Origin of the sequence: Rhodopseudomonas telluris (genome assembly GCF_042432815.1) — a bacterium.
Classification (GTDB): domain Bacteria; phylum Pseudomonadota; class Alphaproteobacteria; order Rhizobiales; family Xanthobacteraceae; genus Rhodopseudomonas; species Rhodopseudomonas telluris.
In genome coordinates this window covers 746248-766361 of record NZ_JBHLWM010000005.1, presented here as the reverse complement: position 1 = coordinate 766361, position 20114 = coordinate 746248, and the positions used below count along the sequence as shown (strand labels likewise).

The 20114-nt window shown below is 64.5% G+C and carries 17 protein-coding genes; all 17 read left to right on the top strand.

What is annotated here, in order from left to right:
- Positions 1–10: 10 nt before the first annotated feature.
- Positions 11–3562: a molybdopterin cofactor-binding domain-containing protein gene (locus ACFFJ6_RS15075; protein WP_378389708.1), complete on the top strand. Its 3552-nt coding sequence runs from the start codon at positions 11–13 to the stop codon at positions 3560–3562.
- A gap of 195 nt (positions 3563–3757) precedes the next feature.
- Positions 3758–4531, top strand: a complete 774-nt coding sequence (locus ACFFJ6_RS15070) for a ferredoxin--NADP reductase (RefSeq protein ID WP_378389076.1) — start codon at positions 3758–3760, stop codon at positions 4529–4531.
- Positions 4532–4648: 117 nt separating this feature from the next.
- Positions 4649–5845: an amidohydrolase family protein gene (locus ACFFJ6_RS15065; protein ID WP_378389074.1), complete on the top strand. Its 1197-nt coding sequence runs from the start codon at positions 4649–4651 to the stop codon at positions 5843–5845.
- Positions 5846–6084: 239 nt separating this feature from the next.
- A complete protein-coding gene (locus tag ACFFJ6_RS15060) occupies positions 6085–7251 on the top strand; it encodes a transporter substrate-binding domain-containing protein (protein WP_378389072.1) in 1167 nt (388 codons plus the stop codon).
- Between the two features lie 22 nt (positions 7252–7273).
- On the top strand, positions 7274–7882 hold the full coding sequence (locus ACFFJ6_RS15055) for an ANTAR domain-containing response regulator (RefSeq protein ID WP_378389070.1): 609 nt from the start codon (positions 7274–7276) through the stop codon (positions 7880–7882).
- A 244-nt stretch (positions 7883–8126) separates the two neighbouring features.
- The gene (locus ACFFJ6_RS15050; RefSeq protein WP_378389068.1) at positions 8127–9383 is read left to right on the top strand and encodes an ABC transporter substrate-binding protein; all 1257 of its coding nucleotides are present in this window, start codon (positions 8127–8129) and stop codon (positions 9381–9383) included.
- Between the two features lie 60 nt (positions 9384–9443).
- A complete protein-coding gene (gene urtB / locus ACFFJ6_RS15045; RefSeq protein WP_378389066.1) occupies positions 9444–10337 on the top strand; it encodes an urea ABC transporter permease subunit UrtB in 894 nt (297 codons plus the stop codon).
- 2 nt (positions 10338–10339) lie between these two features.
- Complete coding sequence (gene urtC / locus ACFFJ6_RS15040) at positions 10340–11485, top strand: urea ABC transporter permease subunit UrtC (protein ID WP_378389064.1); 1146 nt, start codon at positions 10340–10342, stop codon at positions 11483–11485.
- A 4-nt stretch (positions 11486–11489) separates the two neighbouring features.
- Positions 11490–12239 (top strand): urea ABC transporter ATP-binding protein UrtD, encoded by a 750-nt coding sequence (gene urtD / locus ACFFJ6_RS15035; RefSeq protein ID WP_378389062.1) that lies wholly within the window; start codon positions 11490–11492, stop codon positions 12237–12239.
- Entirely contained in the window at positions 12239–12934 is a 696-nt protein-coding gene (gene urtE / locus ACFFJ6_RS15030) for an urea ABC transporter ATP-binding subunit UrtE (RefSeq protein ID WP_378389060.1), read from the top strand. The genes urtD and urtE overlap by 1 nt, the downstream gene beginning before the upstream one ends.
- Positions 12935–13007: 73 nt before the next feature.
- Positions 13008–14045, top strand: a complete 1038-nt coding sequence (locus ACFFJ6_RS15025) for an aliphatic amidase (protein WP_054160790.1) — start codon at positions 13008–13010, stop codon at positions 14043–14045.
- A 162-nt stretch (positions 14046–14207) separates the two neighbouring features.
- Positions 14208–15530 carry a purine-cytosine permease family protein gene (locus ACFFJ6_RS15020; RefSeq protein WP_378389058.1) on the top strand — a complete coding sequence of 441 codons (1323 nt, stop codon included), beginning with the start codon at positions 14208–14210 and terminating at the stop codon, positions 15528–15530.
- A gap of 75 nt (positions 15531–15605) precedes the next feature.
- Entirely contained in the window at positions 15606–17054 is a 1449-nt protein-coding gene (locus tag ACFFJ6_RS15015; protein WP_378389056.1) for an amidase, read from the top strand.
- Positions 17055–17093: 39 nt separating this feature from the next.
- On the top strand, positions 17094–18113 hold the full coding sequence (locus ACFFJ6_RS15010) for an alpha/beta fold hydrolase (RefSeq protein ID WP_378389054.1): 1020 nt from the start codon (positions 17094–17096) through the stop codon (positions 18111–18113).
- Between the two features lie 72 nt (positions 18114–18185).
- Complete coding sequence (ureE, locus tag ACFFJ6_RS15005; protein WP_378389052.1) at positions 18186–18737, top strand: urease accessory protein UreE; 552 nt, start codon at positions 18186–18188, stop codon at positions 18735–18737.
- 2 nt (positions 18738–18739) lie between these two features.
- Positions 18740–19408, top strand: a complete 669-nt coding sequence (locus tag ACFFJ6_RS15000) for an urease accessory protein UreF (RefSeq protein WP_378389050.1) — start codon at positions 18740–18742, stop codon at positions 19406–19408.
- A gap of 10 nt (positions 19409–19418) precedes the next feature.
- Positions 19419–20114, top strand: coding sequence for an urease subunit gamma (locus ACFFJ6_RS14995; RefSeq protein WP_378389048.1), 696 nt, complete (start codon positions 19419–19421; stop codon positions 20112–20114).

Genomic DNA, 20114 nt, shown 5'->3' with positions numbered 1-20114 from the left:
CGAGCGCCCGATGACCGAGCCGACGCCCGACACCGCGGAGTTGCTGTCGCGCAGCGGAACGTTGGCGGTGCTGCGGCCGTCGCAGCATGTGAAGGGATTAGTTGAAACCGCGCCGCCGCCGGACGGTGCGCTCGATCTGTTCCTGTTCGTCGACGACAGCGGGCAGGTGCTCGCCTTCAGCGGCCATGTCGATCTCGGCACTGGCATCCGCACCGCGCTGGCGCAGATCGTCGCCGAAGAACTCGACGTGCCGTTCGAGGCCGTCACCATGGTGCTCGGCCACACCTCGGGCACGCCCAACCAGGGCGCCACCATCGCCAGCGACAGCATCCAGGTCAGCGCCGTGCCGCTGCGCAAGGCGGCGGCGCAGGCGCGGCACCATCTGGTGGAGCTTGCGGCTCAGCAACTGGAGCTTGCGCCCGAGCAACTCACCGTCACCGACGGCATCGTGCATCCGCGCGATGCCTCCAATCGTGGCGTGTCCTATGCGGCGCTGCTGCAAGGACGCCGCGAGCGGCTGATGCTGGCAGACGATGTCGCGGTCAAGCCGGTGAGCGAGCATCGCATCGTCGGCCACCGCGTCGCGCGCTCGGATATTCCGGCGAAGGCGACTGGCGATTTCGTCTATGTGCACGACGTCCGCGTGCCCGGCATGCTGCACGGCCGCGTCGTGCGGCCGCCTTATGCCGGCATCGACGCCGGCGACTTCATCGGCAACAGCCTGCTCGGCGTCGATGAGAGCTCGATCGCGCATATTCCCGGTGTGGTCGCGGTCGTCACGATGGGCGATTTCGTCGGGGTGGTCGCCGAGCGCGAGGAGCAGGCTGCCGAGGCCGCGCGCGTGCTCGAGGTCAAATGGAAGCCGCCGCCGCCGCTGCCGAAGCTCGACGATCTCGCGACCGCGCTGCGCGCCAATCCGGCGACGACACGCACACTGCTCGACAAGGGCGACGTTGAGTCCGCGCGTAGCGGCGCCGCCGTGCCGATGGATCGCACCTATGTGTGGCCGTATCAGATGCACGGCTCGATCGGGCCATCCTGCGGCGTCGCCGATGTGCAGGGCGGTATGGCGCGGATCTGGTCCGGTACGCAGAATCCGTATCCGCTGCGGCTGGATATTGCGATCCTGCTCGGCATCCCCGAGGCCGACGTTGAAATTCTGCGCTTCGAGGCCGCCGGCTGCTACGGCCGCAACTGCGCCGACGACGTCTGCGCCGATGCGGCGCTGCTATCACGTGCAGTCGGTCGACCGGTCCGCGTGCAACTGACGCGCGAGCAGGAGCATGCGTGGGAGCCGAAGGGCGCCGCGCAACTGATGGAAATCTCCGGCGGCCTCACCGCCGACGGCAGCCCGGCCGCCTACGATTTCGCCACGCGCTATCCGTCGAATGCCGCCGTCACGCTGGCGCTGCTGCTGACCGGGCGTGTGCCGGCGAACAATCCGGTGTTCGAGATGGGCGACCGCACCGCGATCCCGCCTTACGCCTACGACAACATCCGCGTGCGCGTGCACGACATGGCGCCGATCGTGCGCGCCGCGTGGCTGCGCGGCGTCTCGGCGCTGCCGAATTCGTTCGCGCATGAAAGCTACATCGATGAACTCGCCGCCGCGGCCGGTGTCGATCCGCTGGAATATCGGCTGCGCTATCTGCACGATCCGCGCGCCGTCGATCTGGTGAAGGAAGTCGCCGCGCGAGCGAACTGGGTGCATCGCACCGGACCACGCCGCGAGATCGTCGAAGGCGACGTGGTGCGCGGGCAGGGGCTCGCCTACGCGCTCTACGTTCACTCCAAGTTTCCCGGCTACGGCGCCGCCTGGTCGGCCTGGGTCGCCGATGTCGAGGTGAATACCAGGACCGGCGACGTCGCGGTGAAGCGCGTCGTGGTCGGTCAGGACTCCGGGCTGATGATCAACCCGGCCGGGATCGAGCATCAGATCCATGGCAACGTCATCCAGTCGACCAGCCGCGCGCTCAAGGAACAGGTGAGCTTCACCGACACCGCGGTCGCCGACAAGGAGTGGGGCGCGTATCCGATCCTCACCTTCCCCGAGGTGCCGGTGATCGACGTCGTGCTGATGCCGCGGCCGAACGATCCGCCGCTCGGCAGCGGCGAGTCCGCCTCGGTCCCGTCCGCGGCGGCGATCGCCAACGCGATTTTTGACGCTACCGGGGTGCGGCTGCGCGAGCCGCCGTTCACGCCGGACCGCGTCCGCGCTGCCTTGGGTTTGCCACAGCCTGAAACGCCCGCCGCACCGTTGGTGCGGAAGCGCTCATGGTTCGCAATGGCGGGCGCCGCCCTGGTCGGTGCGCTCGGTATGGCGGCGGTCGCGCTGCCGATCCGCGGCGCCATTGCGCCGATCGCGCCGCCCGATCCGTCGACCTTCTCGGCCGATATGATCTCCCGCGGCCGCCAACTCGCCGCGCTCGGCGGCTGCGCGACCTGTCACACCGTGCCCGGCGGCATCCCCAACGCCGGCGGCCGCGCGATGCAGACGCCGTTCGGCACCGTGTATGCGACGAATCTCACGCCAGATCCCGAGACCGGCATCGGCAATTGGTCCTACGCGGCGTTCGAACGCGCGATGCGCGAGGGTATCGCGCGCGACGGCAGCCACCTCTATCCGGCGTTTCCCTATGCGTCGTTCACGCGGACCAGCGACACCGACCTGCAGGCGCTGTACGCCTATCTGATGTCGCAAGAGCCGGTGAAAGCGCCGACGCCGGCGGCCAAGATGGCGTTTCCGTTCAACATCCGACCGCTGATGGCGGGCTGGAATACGCTGTTCCTGCGGCCGGGACCGATGCAGGCCGATCCGACGCGCGCCGCGCAATGGAACCGCGGCGCCTATCTGGTCGAAAGCCTCGGCCATTGCGGCGCCTGCCACACCCCGCGCAACGCGCTCGGCGCCGAGAAGGCGAAGGTGGCCTATCTGGCTGGTGGCGAGGTCGATGGCTGGCACGCGCCGGCGCTGACCGCGCTGTCGCGCGCGCCGATCCCGTGGACCGAAGCCGAGCTGTTCGCCTACCTGCGCAATGGCTTCTCGCGCTTCCACGGCACAGCGGCGGGGCCGATGGCGTCTGTCGTCGAACAACTCGGCCCGCTCCCCGACGCCGACATCCGCGCGATGGCGACCTATCTGGCCTCGTTCGCGCCGGCAGCCGAGCCGGATCCGGCGCAGCGCGCCGCTGCGCTGCAGGCCGAAGCCGCAGCGACGCTGCGACCGCTCGATACGCTGGGAGGGCGGTTGTACGAGGGCGCCTGCGCCTCATGTCATTCCGAGGCCGGCCCGACGCTGTTCGGCGTCCGCCCGGCTTTGGCGCTCAATACCAACGTGCATGCCGCCGAGCCGGACAATCTGATTAGGGTCATTCTAGACGGAATACCTAGTCCGGCCGCGGCCGAATTGGGCGATATGCCCGGGTTCCGCCACAGTTTTGACGATAACCAGATCGCGGCGCTGGTGAGTTATCTCCGCGCCTCCTTCGCCCCGCAGGCGCCCGCCTGGGGCGGCGTGGAACAAGCGGTGGCGCGCCTGCGCGCCCACCAAGGCTCCCACTGATTGTCGTCTTTCCCTTCAGGTTGCCCGATAAATCGGCGCGATATGCCTGAAATGTCCGCGCGGTACGGGCGTTCGCCGCGTTGACAGGGGGCGGGCTGCGATCCTATTTTCATTCGTGTACAAACAATCAGCCGCGCCGACGCGTTGGGCCTTTGCCGCGTCCCGGCCGATCAACACCAACTCCGGAGTTCTGCCGTGAGCAATCTGATGGAAGAGCGCGTTCTCTCCGTTCGTCATTGGACCGATCGTTTGTTCAGCTTCACCACCACCCGCGATTCCGGCTTCCGGTTCCGCAACGGTGAATTCACCATGACGGGCATCAAGGTGGACGGCAAGCCGCTGCTCCGCGCTTACTCCGTTGCGAGCCCGAACTACGAAGAGACGCTGGAGTTCTATTCCATCAAGGTGCCGAACGGCCCGCTGACCTCGCGGATGCAGCACCTCAAGGAAGGCGACACCATCATCGTCGGCCGCAAGGCGACCGGCACGCTGGTGATCGACAATCTGCGCGAGGGCAAGAACCTGTATCTGCTCGCGACGGGCACCGGCGTCGCGCCGTTCCTGTCGATCATTCGCGATCCCGAGACCTACGAGCGGTTCGAGAAGATCGTGCTGGTCCATGGTTGCCGGCAGGTCGCCGAGCTGGCCTACGGCGAGTCGATGGTCACGGCGCTGCAGGACCATGAATTCCTCGCCGACGAAGTTCGGGCCAAGCTGATCTACTACCCGACCGTGACCCGCGAGCCGTTCCGCCACGAAGGTCGGATCTCCAAGCTGATGGACAACGGTCAGCTCTATTCCGACATCTGTCTGCCGTCGCTCGACACCGCGCGCGATCGCGTGATGCTGTGCGGCTCGACCCAGATGATGGTCGACCTCAAGAGCCGTCTGGTCGCGCTCGGCTTCGAGGAAGGCAATCACGGCGAAGCCGGCGACTTCGTCCTCGAGAAGGCATTCGCCGAGCGCTGAACGATACACGCCGCGCAGCGATCAGCGTTGCGCGGCGCTGCCGAGATCGTATGCTGACAAACAAACAGCCCCAAGGCTGACAGCCGGCGGGTCGGATCGTTGAGGGAGATAGCCGAAATGGCTCACGACGCGCCCGCCCCGCAGGGGCCGACCAAGCTGGTGGTCCGCAACATCGGTCTGATGCTGAGCGGCAATCTCGATCAACCGATCCTCGAAGCAGACACCATCGTGGCCGAGAACGGCCGCATCACCGCGATCGGCCGGTTCAAGGACGTCGACACCGAAGGCGCGACCACCATCGTCGATGCCCACGGCGCTGCCGTGACCCCGGGTCTGATCGACAGCCACGTTCATCCAGTCGCCGGCGACTGGACGCCGCGGCAGAGCCAGCTCAACTGGATCGACTCCTCGCTGCACGGCGGCGTCACCACGATGATCTCGGCGGGTGAAGTGCACTATCCGGGCCGGCCGCGCGACGTGATCGGCATCAAGGCGCTGGCGATCACCGCGCAGCGCAGCTTCTCGGCGTTCCGCGCCACCGGCGTGAAGGTCCATGCCGGCGCGCCGGTGATCGAACACGAGATGGAAGAGAACGACTTCAAGGAGCTCGCCGCCGCCGGCGTCAAGCTGCTCGGCGAAGTCGGCCTCGGCGGCGTCAAGGACGGCCCGACCGCCAAGAAGATGGTGGCGTGGGCGCGCAAATACGGCATCCAGTCGACCATTCACACCGGCGGCCCGTCGATCGCTGGCTCCGGACTGATCGACAAGGACGTCGTGCTCGAAGCCGGCACCGACGTCGTCGGCCACATCAACGGTGGTCACACCGCGCTGCCGGACGATCAGATCCGCTGCATTTGCGAGGGCTGCAAGGCCGGCCTCGAACTCGTGCACAATGGCAACGAACGCTCGGCGCTCTACACGCTGCGGATCGCGCGCGAGATGGGCGATCTGCATCGCGTCATCCTCGGCACGGATGGGCCGGCCGGCTCCGGCGTGCAGCCGCTCGGCATCCTCCGAATGGTGTCGCTGTTGTCCTCGCTCGGCGATCTGCCGGCCGAGCAGGCGTTCTGTCTCGCCACGGGCAACACCGCGCGGATGCGCGAACTCGACTGCGGCCTGATCGAAGTCGGCCGCGCCGCCGACCTCGTCATCATGGACGTCGCCCAGCACTCCGGCGGAGCGACGCTGCTCGAGAGCGTACGGCTCGGTGACTTGCCGGGCATCGGCATGACCATCATCGACGGCATCGTCCGTTCCGAGCGCTCGCGCAACACGCCGCCCGCGAAGCGGTTTCCCAGCATCGTCAAGGTCTGACGAGCTTCTCGCTCGCGGCGCGTTGAAGACGTAAGCGGCGTCGCGCTGATTACGCACACGCGATCGCCGTTGCCCGGTGGCGCGTCGCTTTGCTTGTTGAACGTCCACTTCATGCTCGTGGATTGTGCATCCACTGCCCGGAGGTGACGGTCTTGCTGTCGGGACGGCCTTGCGCGACGCCCGCGGCTGGATCATTTCTCGATTGATCAATTTTATCGTCGAGGATAGTTCTGAAAAACATGGCTTTGCATGAGGACCAATCGGGTAGCTGGCGCGTCGGCGTCTTGTTTTCGCAAACCGGCGTGACGGCCGCGGTCGAGCGGTCGCAGCTCAACGCCACCTTGCTGGCCATCGAGGAAATCAACGCAGCCGGCGGCGTGCTGGATCGGCCGATCGAGCCGGTGATCTACGATCCGGCCTCCAGCCCCAAGCAGATTCGCGGACTGGCCGAGCGATTGTTGCAGGCAGACCGAGTCCGGTTGCTGTTCGGCTGCTACATGACCAGCACCCGCAAGGCGATCCTGCCGGTCGTCGAAGCTTATCGAGGCCTGTTGTTCTATCCGACGTTGTACGAAGGGTTCGAATACTCGCGCCACTGCATCTACACCGGCGCGGCCCCGAACCAGAATTCGATTCAGCTCGCGAAATATCTGCTGTCCGTTTACGGCAACCGCTTCGTCTTTGTCGGCTCGAACTACATCTATCCCTACGAGTCCAACCGGCTGATGGCGGATTTCGTCTCGCAGGACCGCGGCAAGGTGCTGGACGAGCTGTACGTGCCGCTGCAGGTGCAGCCGAAGGACTTCGAGCGTGTCATCGCCAAGATCAAGAAGGCTTCGCCCGACGTGATCTTCTCGACGGTGGTCGGCAGCGGAACGGCGATGTTCTATCAGGCCTATCGCGAAGCTGGTTTCGATCCCGCCAAGATGCCGATCGCCAGCCTGACCACCAGCGAGGCCGAACTGGCCGAGATGTCGGCTGAAGCGGCCGAAGGCCACATCACGGCGGCGCCGTTCTTCGATACGCTGTCGACGCCGTCGGCACGACGCTTCGTCAACAACTTCAAGCAGCGGTTCGGGCCTGATGCGCCGGTCACCGCGAGCGCAGAAGCCGCGTATTTCCAGGTCCATCTGGCGATGCGCGCAGTTGCGAAATGCGGCTCCGACGATCCGGAGCGCGTGCTGGTCGAATTGCGAGATGCGGAATTCGACGCACCGCAGGGGCGGGTCCGGATCGATCACGAGAACAACCACACCTATCTCTGGCCGCGTATCGCTCGCGTCGACGGTCAGGGGCGGTTCCGGACCGTGTGGAATCCGGGCGTTCGGATCAAGCCTGATCCCTATTGCGTCGTGCAAAGCCTGGACGATTGGTCCGCAGACGAATTCCACGCATCGGTCACATGAACCTCAGACACGGAGCTGACGGGTGACCATCCAAATTCTCCGCGATCTGCGTGGCCTGCGCGTTCATGTGGTTCATCCCGCCGATCTCGAGCGGGCACAACTCGTCGAACATCTGCGGCGGATCGGCTGCATGGTGGAGGCGCAGTGGCCGGTGCCGACCACGTGGCCCGATGGAACCGACGTTGTCATCCTGGCGATCGAGCACGACGTTCGCGCGGAAATCCTCAAGCTGCTCAAATCGGACGGCGCCGCGCGGCCGACGCTGATCGCGGTCGTCAGCTACGAAGATCCATCGACGCTGCAACTTGTACTTGAGGCTGGCGCCGTCGCGGTGATCGAGCGGCCGATCAGGCCTTTCGGTTTGCTGACGAATCTGACGATCGCCCGCAGCCTGTGGTTGGAGCGGCGCGAGACAACCAAGCGCATCCGCAAGCTCGAGCGCAAGCTTTCCGGCATCCAGCGCATTCAGAAGGCGAAGACCATTCTGATGGAAGGGCAGGGGCTCGACGAGGCTCAAGCTTATGAAAGTATTCGCCGTCAGGCGATGTCGAAGCGTGTATCGATGGACGACATGGCGTCTGCTATCATTCATGCAAATGAGCTCTTGCAGTACCGCGCGAAAGATGATTAGTCTTTAGTCGTCACGCGGGCACTGCCTGTTAGTGACGCAGCCGCACCATCGATGAAGCTGGTTCGGCATTAGGCTGTGTAGCCCGAGGGATCCGCGAGGATCTGTCGGGCTTTTTTGTTTTGCGGCTGGCGTGAGCCGGCGGGCGTCGTTCGCTCCGCCGCGCGGCAGACGATTAGGTCATCTTTGGGTCGAAACAACGCGCTCGGGCGCGAACGATGGGTCATGCCTGAGGAAAGGGAGCAGTATGGCAATCGATCGGCGTAAATTCATCAAGGGCGGCTTGCTCGCCACCGGCGCGGCGATGACGTCGCCTGCCGTGTTCTCGAGCGCCGCACAGGCTGCGGGCGAGATCAAAGTGGGCGTGCTGTTCAGCCTCACCGGTGGTCTGTCGATCGTCGAGAAGTCGCTGCACGACGCGACCATGATGGCGATCAGCGAGATCAACGCCGCCGGCGGCGTCAAGGGCATGAAGATCGTTCCGATTGCCGAGGACGGCGCGTCGGATCCGAAGACCTACAACGAAAAGGCTTCGAAGCTCGTCATTCAGGACCGGGTGCCGACCGTTTTCGGGTCCTACACGTCCGCCAGCCGCAAGGCCGTGCTGCCGGTGTTCGAGAAGCGCAACAATCTCTACTTCTACCCGACCTATTACGAAGGCTTCGAGTGCTCGAAGAACGTGGTCTACACGGGCGCCGTGCCGAACCAGCAGCTCTCGAACTTCATCCCCTGGATCATCAAGACGCTCGGCAAGAAGAAGTTCTTCATCGTCGGATCGAACTACATCTATCCGCGCGAAATGGCCAAGGTCTCCAAGATCCTGATCGAAAAGAACGGCGGCGAGTGGATCGCCGACGAATATCTCGAACTCGGTCATTCCGAGTGGGGCTCGATGGTCAACAAGATCAAGAGCTCCGGCTGCGACGTCGTGCTGTCGAACGTCGTCGGTGACTCGGTGATCGCGTTCTATCGCGAATACAAGAATCAGGGTCTCACCCACGACAAGCTGCCTATCTGCGCGACCGTGACGTCCGAGATCGAGATCGCCGCGATGGGACCGGAATACGCGGTGGGCAGCTACACCTCGTTCCCGTACTTCCAGGCGATCGACACCGACCGCAACAAGGCCTTCATCGAGCGCTACCGCGCGTTCGTGAAGGATCCCAAGGCGGTGACGCATCACGCGCTGGAATCGTCCTACTTCCAGGTGTTCCTGTGGAAGCAGGCGGTGGAGAAGGCGACCGAGATCACGCCGACCGCGATCCGCGAGGCGGTGAAGGGGCAGGAGTTCGACGCGCCGAACGGTCACGTCAAGATCGATCCGCAGAATCTGCACTGCTACCTCACGCCGCGCATCGCGCAGTGGCAGGCGGACGGCCAGGGCAAGATCATCGACGCCTACAAGGAGCCGGTGATGCCGCTGCCTTACGTCGCCTACGGCGAGACCGAGTCGAACCTGTTCTGCACCGCCAAGGGTCTCGACACCGCCAAGCTCAAGATCTGACACCTCGCTCCAGCGCCGCCGCACGCAATGTGCGGCGGCCCTTCTCCTCGGGGAGTTGCGATGCTCGACGTCCTGTTCATCGGTTTGAGTCTCGGCTCGGTGCTGCTGCTGGTGGCATTGGGGTTGGCGATCACCTACGGCGCCATGGGGGTCATCAATATGGCCCATGGCGAGATGGTGATGATCGGCGCCTATGTGACGGTGCTGTCCGGCATCTGGCTCGGTGCGAATATCTTCGTTGCGATCCCGCTGGCGTTCATCGTCACCGCGCTGCTGGGGCTGCTGATCGAGCGGGTGGTGGTCCGCAAACTCTATGGCCGCCTGCTCGATACGCTGCTCGCCACCTGGGGCATCGCCATCCTGATCCAGCAGGCGGTGCGCCTCGAGTTCGGCCTGTCGTTCTTAGGTATTCACATCCAGGGGCTCGGCCCCGGCCTGCAGAACGTCGCCGTGCCGGCCTTCCTGCAGGGCACGTTCATGATCGGCGGCGCCGAGATCAATCGCTACCGCGCCTTCATCATCGTCGTCACCACGATCCTGGCGCTTCTGACCTGGCTGATCATGTATCGCACCGCAATCGGCACCCAGGTTCGCGCGATCATCCGCAATCCCAAGATGGCCGCCGCCTGCGGCATCAATGTCCAGCGTGTCAACGCGCTGACCTTCGCGTTCGGCTCCGGCCTTGCGGGTATCGCGGGCGTGATGATGTCGGGTTTCAAGACGGTGTTCCCCGACATGGGGACGTCGATGGTGGTCGACGGCTTCCTCGTCGTCGTGATGGGCGGCGTCGGCAGCCTGCTCGGATCGGTTCTGTCCGCCGGCATTCTCGGCGAGATCAACGGTCTCGTGGCGGCCGCGACCAACGACATCCTCGCGCGCGCCGTTGTGTTCGGCATCGTGATCGCGATCATCATCCTCAAGCCGAAGGGCCTGTTCGCCCTCAAGGGACGCTGACGATGACCTCGAAGCGCAGCATCACCTGGGCGGCCTACGCGACGTTCATCGTGCTGATCATGGCGGCGCCGCTGTTCATGGATCCGTTCTGGCTCAATCGCGTCGCCAAATATCTGGTGTTCGGCATGCTCGGCATCGCGATTGCGCTGTCCTGGGGCTATGCGGGCATTCTCAATCTCGGCCAGGGGCTGTTCTTCGGCGCCGGCGCGTACATGCTGGCGATGTCGCTGAAGCTGGCTAGCCCGACCAGCCTGCAGCAGGGCTCGGACAAGCCCGTGCCGGACTTCATGCTGTGGAACGCCGAGCCCGGCGCCCAGACGGATCTGTGCTGCATCAACAAGGCGTCCTTTCTCTGGATCCCGTTCAAGAGCGAATGGTTCGGCATGGCGATGGGCATCGTGCTGCCGGTGCTGATCGCCGGCCTGATCGGCACCATCGTGTTCCGCAAGCGCATCTCCGGCGTGTTCGTGTCGATCATCACGCTGGCGCTGGTGTTGCTGGTGCGCCTGGTGGTGATCGACGCGCAGCCGATCACCAACGGCTTCAACGGTCTCACCGATCTCGGCTGGCTCAAGATCGGCGGCTTCGAATTCGATCCCTATGTGGTCCCGACCTATTATCTGATCGCGGTGTCGCTCTCTGTCGTGCTGGTGGCCACGCGTCTGCTGGTCGAAACGCGCGCCGGCCTGATCCTGCAGGCGATCCGCGACGACGAGAACCGGGCGCGTTATCTCGGCTTCGACGTCCCGACCTATCAGATCTTCTTCTACGCGGTTTCGGCGGCGATCGCGGGATTTGCCGGGATGCTGTACGTCGTCATCTCCGAGTTCGCCTCGCCGACCTTCATGGATCTGGCGTTCTCGATCACCATGGTGGTGTGGGCGGCGGTCGGCGGCCGCAAATCCATCCTGGGCGCCTGCATCGGCGCGATCCTGATCAACACGATCTCGGCGACCGTCAGCGAAACCGAGGGCTTCGCCGAAGCCTGGAAGGCGATCATCGGACTGATTTTTGTGCTCGTCGTTCTGTATCTGCCGCACGGCCTCGCCGGCCTGGCCCACGATCTGATCGATCGGGTGATGCGCCGCAAGCCGAAGTCACCATCCCGGCAGATCGACGCCACCGGCGTCTCCCAGCTCGCGGAGTAATCCGATGGACCGTGTCGCACTCACCATCGACGGTCTCGGGGTCGACTTCGAAGGCTTCAAGGCGGTCAACAACGTCTCGCTGACGATCGGCGAGGGCGAGCTCCGCGTCGTGCTCGGCGCGAACGGCGCCGGCAAGACCACCCTGATGGATCTGATCTCCGGCAAGACGCAGAGCACCAGCGGACGCGTATTCATCGACGACACCGAGATCACCAACTGGCCCGAGCACAAGATCGCGCGCGCTGGCATCGGGCGGAAATTTCAGATCCCGAGCGTGTTCAAGGAGCTCAGCGTTCGCCGCAATCTCGAGGTCGCGAGCTGCAAGAATCCTGGCGTGCTCGCCAATCTCCGCTTCGGCTTCGGCGCGGATACCAAGCGGCGGGTCGCCGAAGTGTTGGATCTGATCGGCCTGACCGAGGAAGCCGATCGGACTGCGGCTTATCTCAGCCACGGCCAAACGCAATGGCTCGAACTCGGGCTGCTGATCATTCAGAACCCCAAGGTCATTCTGCTCGACGAGCCGACCGCCGGCATGACGCAGGCCGAGACCCACAAGACCTCGCAGATCGTCAACAACCTTAAGGGCCGCCACACCATCATTGTGGTCGAGCACGACATGGCGTTCGTCCGCGAGATCGCCGAGCGCATCACCGTGCTGCACCTCGGGCAGGTGCTGGCCGAGGGCAGCGTCAGCGAAATCGAGAACGACCCGCGGGTCAAGGAAGCCTATCTCGGCGCGCAGGGGATCACCTGATGCTGACCTTCGCCAACGTCAACAGCTTCTACGATCGCAGCCACATTCTGCACAATGTGAGCCTCGAGATCCCCACCGGCCAGATCACCGCGATCCTCGGGCGAAACGGCACAGGCAAGACGACGCTGCTCAAGACGCTGATGGGGCTGACCGACCGCAGCGAAGGCCAGATCCGGCTCGAGAGTGACGATCTCGCCGTGCTGCCGACGTTTCGTCGGGCGCGCGCCGGCATCGCCTATGTGCCGCAGGGCCGCGAGATCATTCCGGATTTCACCATCCGCAACAACATCCTGATGGGCGCATTCGCGCGGACCGACGGCAAGCGCGAGATCCCGCCGCTCGTCGCGGAGCTGTTTCCGTATCTGATGCAGAACCTCGATCGCAATGGCGGCGTGCTGTCGGGCGGTCAGCAGCAGCAGCTCGCGATCGCCCGCGCGCTCGCGGCCGATCCGAAGATCATCCTGCTCGACGAACCCAACGAAGGCATCCAGCCCTCGATCGTGCAGGAGATCGAATCGATCATCGTCAAGCTGAACCGTGAGCTCGGCCTCACGGTGCTGCTGGTCGAACAGAATATCCCGTTCGTCCGCCGTGCCGCCCAACGCTTCGCCATGATGGAGAAGGGACGCGTGGTTGAATTCGGCGGCATCGAACGACTCTCCGACGACATGGTCCACCGCCATATGGCGGTGTGATCGCCACGAAGTCACCCGGCCCAACGGTGCGCCGGCATCTGCCCGACAACATCGCTCATCAAGGGAGTGCGACATGCATCATGGTGATATCTCGTCCAGCAACGACACGGTCGGCGTCGCCGTCGTAAACTACAAGATGCCCCGGCTGCACACGAAGGCCGAGGTGCTCGCCAACGCGAAGAAGATCGCCGACATGATCGTCGGCATGAAAGTCGGTCTTCCGGGTATGGATCTGGTGATCTTCCCGGAATATTCGACCCACGGCATCATGTACGACTCCAAGGAGATGTACGAAACCGCGTCGACCGTGCCGGGCGACGAGACCGAGATCTTTGCCGAAGCCTGCCGCAAGGCGAAGGTGTGGGGCGTATTCTCGCTCACCGGCGAGCGTCACGAGGAACATCCCAACAAGGCGCCGTACAATACGCTGATCCTGATGAACGACAAGGGCGAGATCGTTCAGAAGTATCGCAAGATCATGCCCTGGGTGCCGATCGAAGGCTGGTACCCCGGCAATTGCACCTATGTCTCGGAAGGGCCGAAGGGCCTCAAGGTCTCGCTGATCATCTGCGACGACGGCAACTATCCCGAGATCTGGCGCGACTGCGCCATGAAGGGCGCCGAGCTGATCGTCCGCTGCCAGGGTTACATGTATCCGGCCAAGGACCAGCAGGTGATCATGGCCAAGGCGATGGCCTGGGCCAACAACGTCTATGTGGCGGTGGCGAACGCCGCCGGCTTCGACGGCGTGTACTCGTACTTCGGCCATTCGGCGATCGTCGGCTTCGACGGCCGCACGCTCGGCGAATGCGGCGAGGAGGAATACGGCATCCAGTACGCCCAGCTTTCGAAGTCGCTGATCCGCGACGCGCGCAAGACTGGCCAGTCCAACAACCACCTCTTCAAGCTGCTGCACCGTGGCTACACCGGCGTCATTAATTCCGGCGACGGCGACAAGGGCGTGGCGGCTTGCCCCTACGATTTCTACGCCAAATGGATCTCCGATCCGGAAGGCACCCGCGAGATGGTGGAGTCGTTCACGCGCGACACCATCGGCGTCGAGGAATGCCCGATCGACGGCATCCCGAACAAGAAGGTCGTGCATCGCTGACGATGCCGAGGCCGGACCGTCATCGCGGTCCGGCCTCCCGCCTCCCGCTCATTGGAGGAAGCACCTGAGACCGTTCGCGATGGCCGGGATCGCATCGGAGTCTGTTCCGATCTTTAGAAACGCACTGGGACCGCCAGAAGCGTCAAAAACGAGGACCGCGATATGAACTCCACTGTCGATGAACTGAAAGTTGCTGAAGACAAGGTCGATCATCTCCTCGGCGAGGAATACGAACACGCGCCCGTGCCGATGGCGGCGCGGCGAAGCGCGTTCTCCGTGACCATGGTGTGGGTCGGGTTTCCGATGATCATCACCGGGGCGATGACCGGATCCATCCTGGTGCTCGGCATGGGCTTCAGCCGGGCCCTGATCGCGATGATCATCGGCAATCTCATCATGCTCGCCTATGTGGGGCTGCTCGGGCATCTCGGCGTCAAGAGCGGCATGAATTTCGGCCTGATCGCCAGCCAGGTGTTCGGCAGGAAGGGCTACGTTCTCGCGTCGGGCCTGCTGTCGTCGCTGCTGCTCGGCTGGTACGCCGTGCAAACCGGCATCACCGGGGCGCTGATCAGCTCGACCTACAATCTCAATTATGTGGCGATGACGGTGATCGCCGGATTGCTCTACATCGGCATCACCTTCGTGGGCGTCCGGGGGCTGCATTACATCGGCATGATCTCGGCCCCGCTGTTCGTGATCCTCGGCGTCTGGGTGGCCGGGCATGCGGCGTCGACGACGACCTGGTCGGCGATCTACAACTACGCGGGCAACAACGGCGTCGCCACGATGTCGATGGGCGTCGGGCTGACGGTGGTCATCGCGCTTTTCATCGATGCCGGCACGGTGACGGCTGACTTCAACCGCTGGGCCAAGACGCCGGCGGCGTCGTTCGGCGCGACGTTCAGCGCGTTTCCCTTCGCCAACATCGTCGCCATGATGGTCGGCGGCGTGATGACGGCGGCGCTGGCGACGCCGAACGCCAATCCGTTCGGAGCCGACAACATGTTCGGCTACATGAACAAGATGCAGCTCGGCTGGCTCAGCGTGCTGGCCTTTCTGTTCCTCTACATCAATCTCGGATCGGTCTGCTCGCACTGCCTGTATAACGCATCCACCGGTTGGTCGCGCATCACCGGAACCCACATGCGGTTGATGGCCGTCGTTCTCGGCGTCATCGGAATCGCGATCGCCGCCGGCAACGTCTGGGCGTTCTTCATCCAGTGGTTGTCGCTGCTGGGGATCGTGGCGCCTCCGATCGGGGCGATCATCATCGTCGACAAGTACATCACCAGGCCCGAGGTCAATACTGCGACCGCGGACTGGCGGGCGCCTGCCTTCATTGCCTGGGCGGTTGGTTCGGTCGTCGCCTTCATCGTCGAGGAGGTGATGCCGGGCCTGTCGACCGCGATCTCCGCGATGGTCGTCGCCGGCATCGCCTATTGGGCGCTGGCGGCCCTGAAGGTGCGCAAGCTGCAGACCGCGTAGCACTCCATGAAGCCGATGCTACGGCGCGCAGCGCCGTAGCGCCTCGATCCCATCATGCGAGTTCGGAGGTGTTCGATGTCGCGATCTACGGACGAAATCTGCGCCATGGAAGCCGGGACCATCGCGGACCTGGTGCGGCGTCGGGAGCTGTCGCCCGTCGAAGTCACAAAGGCGCATCTGGAGCGGATGGATCGTCTCGATCCGCTGCTGCATGCGTTCTGCACGCCGACGCCGGAATTGGCGCTGGCGACTGCGAAAGCAATTGAAGACGATCTCGTCGCCGGACGCGCGGTCGGTCCGCTCGCCGGCGTCCCGGTCGGCGTGAAGGATCTGATCTGCACGGCCGGCATCAAGACCGTCTCGGGCTCTGCGATCTACGAGGAGTTTATCCCGGACGAAGACGACGTCGTGGTGGAACGCCTGAAGGCCGCGGGCGCGGTGATCCTCGGCAAGACCAACGTGCCGGAATTCGGTTACAGCGGCGTCGGCCACAATCCGGTGTTCGAGACCACGCGTAACCCCTGGAATACGAACCTCACTTCGGGCGGATCCAGCGCGGGATCGGGAGCGGCGGTTGCGAGCGGGATGTGCCCGTTCGCGCTCGGCAGCGACGGCGGCGGCTCGGTTCGCATTCCCTCGGCCCATTGCGGCATCTACGGCCTCAAGGCGTCGATGGGGCGTGTGCCGCTGTATCCCGGCACGAAGGACGAGCGCTACCCCGGCGTGTCGAGCTGGGAGAGCCTCGAACACATCGGCCCGATGAGCCGAACGGTCGCGGATGCGGCGTTGATGATGTCGGTGATCGCCGGCCCGGATCCGCGCGATCGCTTCACGCTTCCCGAAGCGCCTTATGATTGGCGCGAGACCGTGAAGGGCGACCTGAAGGGGCTGAAAGTCGCGTTCAGCATCGATTGGGGCTACGCGGCCGTCGATCCCCGCGTCCGAGAAATCGTGACTGCAGCGGCGCGGGTGTTCGAGACCGAGCTCGGCTGCTTTGTCGAAGAGGCGCATCCCGGCTGGAGCGATCCGTTCGGTGCGTTCTGGGGTTTGGTCGCCGCGGAGACCGATCTCAAGGGGATGCGCGCGCTGCTCAAGACGCACGGCGACCGGATGTCGTCGCATCTCGTCGCCTTCCTCAACACGCCGTGGACCGCCGAGGATTTCACCGACGCGCTGATGGTCCGCAAGGCCGTCAACAACAAGATGTGGCGGTTCATGCAGACTTACGATCTCATCCTGACGCCGACGCTCGCGGTCCCGCCGTTCGCGATCGACATTCAGGGTCCGGAAAAGATCGACGGCCGCATGGTCGCCAACACGCAGTGGCTGGCCTTCACGTTCCCGCTCAACATGACGGGGCAGCCCGCCGCCACGGTGCCGGCCGGCTTCACCGAGGACGGCCTGCCGGTCGGCATGCAGATCATCGGCCGGCATCTAGACGACGCGCTGGTGCTGAAGGCCTCTGCGGCCTTCGAACGCGCGCGCCCCTGGACTCAGCGTCGCCCGCCGGTGCTCGACGCCTAACGATCCGAAAACGACTGCAAAATGGTGAGGGTGACGACCATGAGCCTCGACTATCAGATATTCGATCTCGGCGACGTGCAATTGCAGCGCGGTGCGACGTTGCGAGACTGCAAGCTGGCCTACAAGACCTTCGGTACGCTCAGTCCGAAGAAGGACAACGTCATCGTCTACCCGACCTGGTATTCCGGCCAGCACTACGACAACGAGTGGCTGATCGGCGAGGGTATGGCGCTCGACCCGAGCAAATACTTCATCATTATCCCGAATATGCTCGGCAATGGGCTGTCCTCCTCGCCGAGCAACAATCCGGAGCCGTACAACGGTCCGAAATTCCCCCTCGTCACGGCGTGCGACAACGTGCGGGCCCAGCACAAGCTGGTCACGGAGAAGTTCGGCATCGAGCACATCCGGCTGGTGACCGGCTGGTCGATGGGCGCGCTGCAGACGTTTCATTGGGGCGCGCTTTATCCCGACATGATGGATCTGATCGCACCGTTCTGCGGCTCGGCGAAATGCTCGCGCCACAACTACGTGTTCCTCGAAGGCGTCAAGGCGGCGCTGACCGCCGATGCGGCGTGGAAGGAAGGATGGTACACCGACAAGCCGCAGCGCGGGCTCCGCGCCGCCGCGCGCGTTTATGCTGGCTGGGGCTTTTCGCAGACGTTCTATCGCCAGAAGCTCGATCTCGAGCGAATGGGCTATTCGTCGCTGGAAGACTTTCTGGTCGGGTTCTGGGAAGGGTTCTTCCTGCCGAAAGACCCCAACAACCTGCTGACGATGCTGTGGACCTGGCAGAACGGCGATATCAGCGACAACGAATTGTACAACGGCGACTTCCAGGCGGCGCTCGCGGCCATCAAGGCCAAAGCCTACGTGATGCCGGGCCAGACCGATCTGTATTTCCCGGTCGACGACAGCGAGTTCGAAGTCGCCAACATGCCGAACGCTTCGCTGATCCCGGTGCCGTCGGTGTGGGGCCATTTCGCGGGCGGTCCCGGCACCAACCCCGACGACGTGAAGTTCCTGGACGACAAACTGAAAGAACTGCTGGCCTCGTGACGCGGCGCGGCGGCGCGCAGACCATCACCGCGCGCCGTCCTCCGGTTGGATGGAATAGGAAGGACTCTTGCAATGCTTCGGATCGATCATGTTCTGGGCAGCCGTATTGATCCGGACTTCTCCGAAGATCTGCACCGGCTCGAGCATACCGGCGGCGTGGATATCGTCAGCATTCCGGTTGCCGATCTGGCGCGGCGCCGTTTGCTTGCGACGACGCGGGGCGGCCAGGAGTTGGCGATCGCGCTGCCGCGTCATGAGAAGCTGTTCGACGGCGCGGTGTTGTTCATCGACGAGGCGCGGGCGATCGTCGTACACGCCGGCACCGAGCGCTGGCTGCGCCTCGCGCCGCGTTCGATCGCAGACGCGATCGAACTCGGCTACCAGGCCGGCAATCTGCATTGGCGCGTGCGGTTCGAGGGCGAGGCGCTGTTCGTGGCGATGGAGGGCCGCGCCGAAGACTACATCGCGCGCCTCGACGAATTGATCGGCAGCCGCCGGATCGGTGTGTCGATCGTCGATCAGGAAAGCGGTGAGGGCGGACGACAGGGAAACGAGCCGGCGCACAATGGCGCGCCGCATGCACACGGTCACGGCCATCACCATGGCCACGATCACGACCATTGATCATGCGCTCCGCCCTTCTCGCGATCTGGCAGGCCGACAGCGGATTTCCGAACGGCTCGTTCGCGTTCTCGTACGGCATCGAGGCGATCGCCGAGCTGCGCGGCAAGCTGTCGCCGCAGGCGCTTGCCGAATTGATCGAGTCGGTGCTCCGGCTGCGCTGGACGAGCTTCGATCGGGTGCTGCTGATCCGCGCGTTTCGCGCCGGTGACGATCTCGACCAGCTCGCCGCGCTGGACCGGCTGTGCGAGGCGATGTCGTTGCTCGAGCCGCATCGGCAGGGCTCGCGCCGCAACGGCGGATCGTTCGTCGCCGCGCATGCGCGGCTCGGCCATCCCATTGCGGCGCGGCTGCGCGATGCGATCAGCAGCGGCCAATGCCTCGGACATCTGCCGGTGATGCAGGGCGCCGTGTGGCAGGCGCTGCAGTTCGACGAAGCCTCGGCGCAACTCGCCTCGGGCTACATCACGGCGTCCGGCATGATCGCGGCCGCGGTGCGGCTCGGCGCCATCGGTGCGCTGCAGGCGCAGGCCGCCCTGCAGAGCGTGCTGCCGACCATCGAACAGCTCGTCGCCAGCAGCGACGCAAACGCCGAGTTGGCGAGCTGTCTTCCTTTCATCGATATCGCCGCGGCCCGCCACACGCGGGCCGATCTGCGGCTGTTTGTAAACTGAGAGATTCCGGATGCTGCTGACACCGACCGAACTCGAACGCCTGACGATCTTCAACGCCGCCGAACTGGCGCGCCGCCGCCGCGCGCGCGGCCTCAAGCTGAACTATCCGGAAGCCGTGGCGCTGATCACCGACGAGATCCTCGAAGGCGCCCGCGACGGCCGCACCGTGGCCGATCTGATCGGCTACGGCTCGACCATCCTGACCACGGACGACGTGCTGTCCGGCATCGCTGCGATGATGGACATGATCCAGGTCGAGTGCGTGTTTCCGGACGGCACGAAGCTGGTGACGGTGCACGAGCCGATCCGTCCGGCTCCGGGCAGCGAGGCCGATCCCGAGCATCCGGGGCTGATCACCGCGGCGGACGGCACGCTGGAACTGAACGCCGGCCGGCGACGCCTGACACTGACCGCCGTCAACACCGGCGATCGTCCGATCCAGATCGGCTCGCACTATCACTTCTTCGAAGTCAACCGCGCGCTCGAATTCGATCGCGGCGCCGCGTTCAACATGCGGCTCGATATTCCGGCCGGCACCGCGGTGCGGTTCGAGCCCGGCGCGTCCAAGGAAGTCAGCCTGGTCGAATTCGGCGGCAACGGGGAATTGACCGGCTTGAACAATCTCACGGCGGGGCGCGGCTCCGATCCGCGTGTGCGCGAAGCGGCGCTGGCGCGTGCCAAGGCGCGCGGCTTCAGGGGAGCTTGA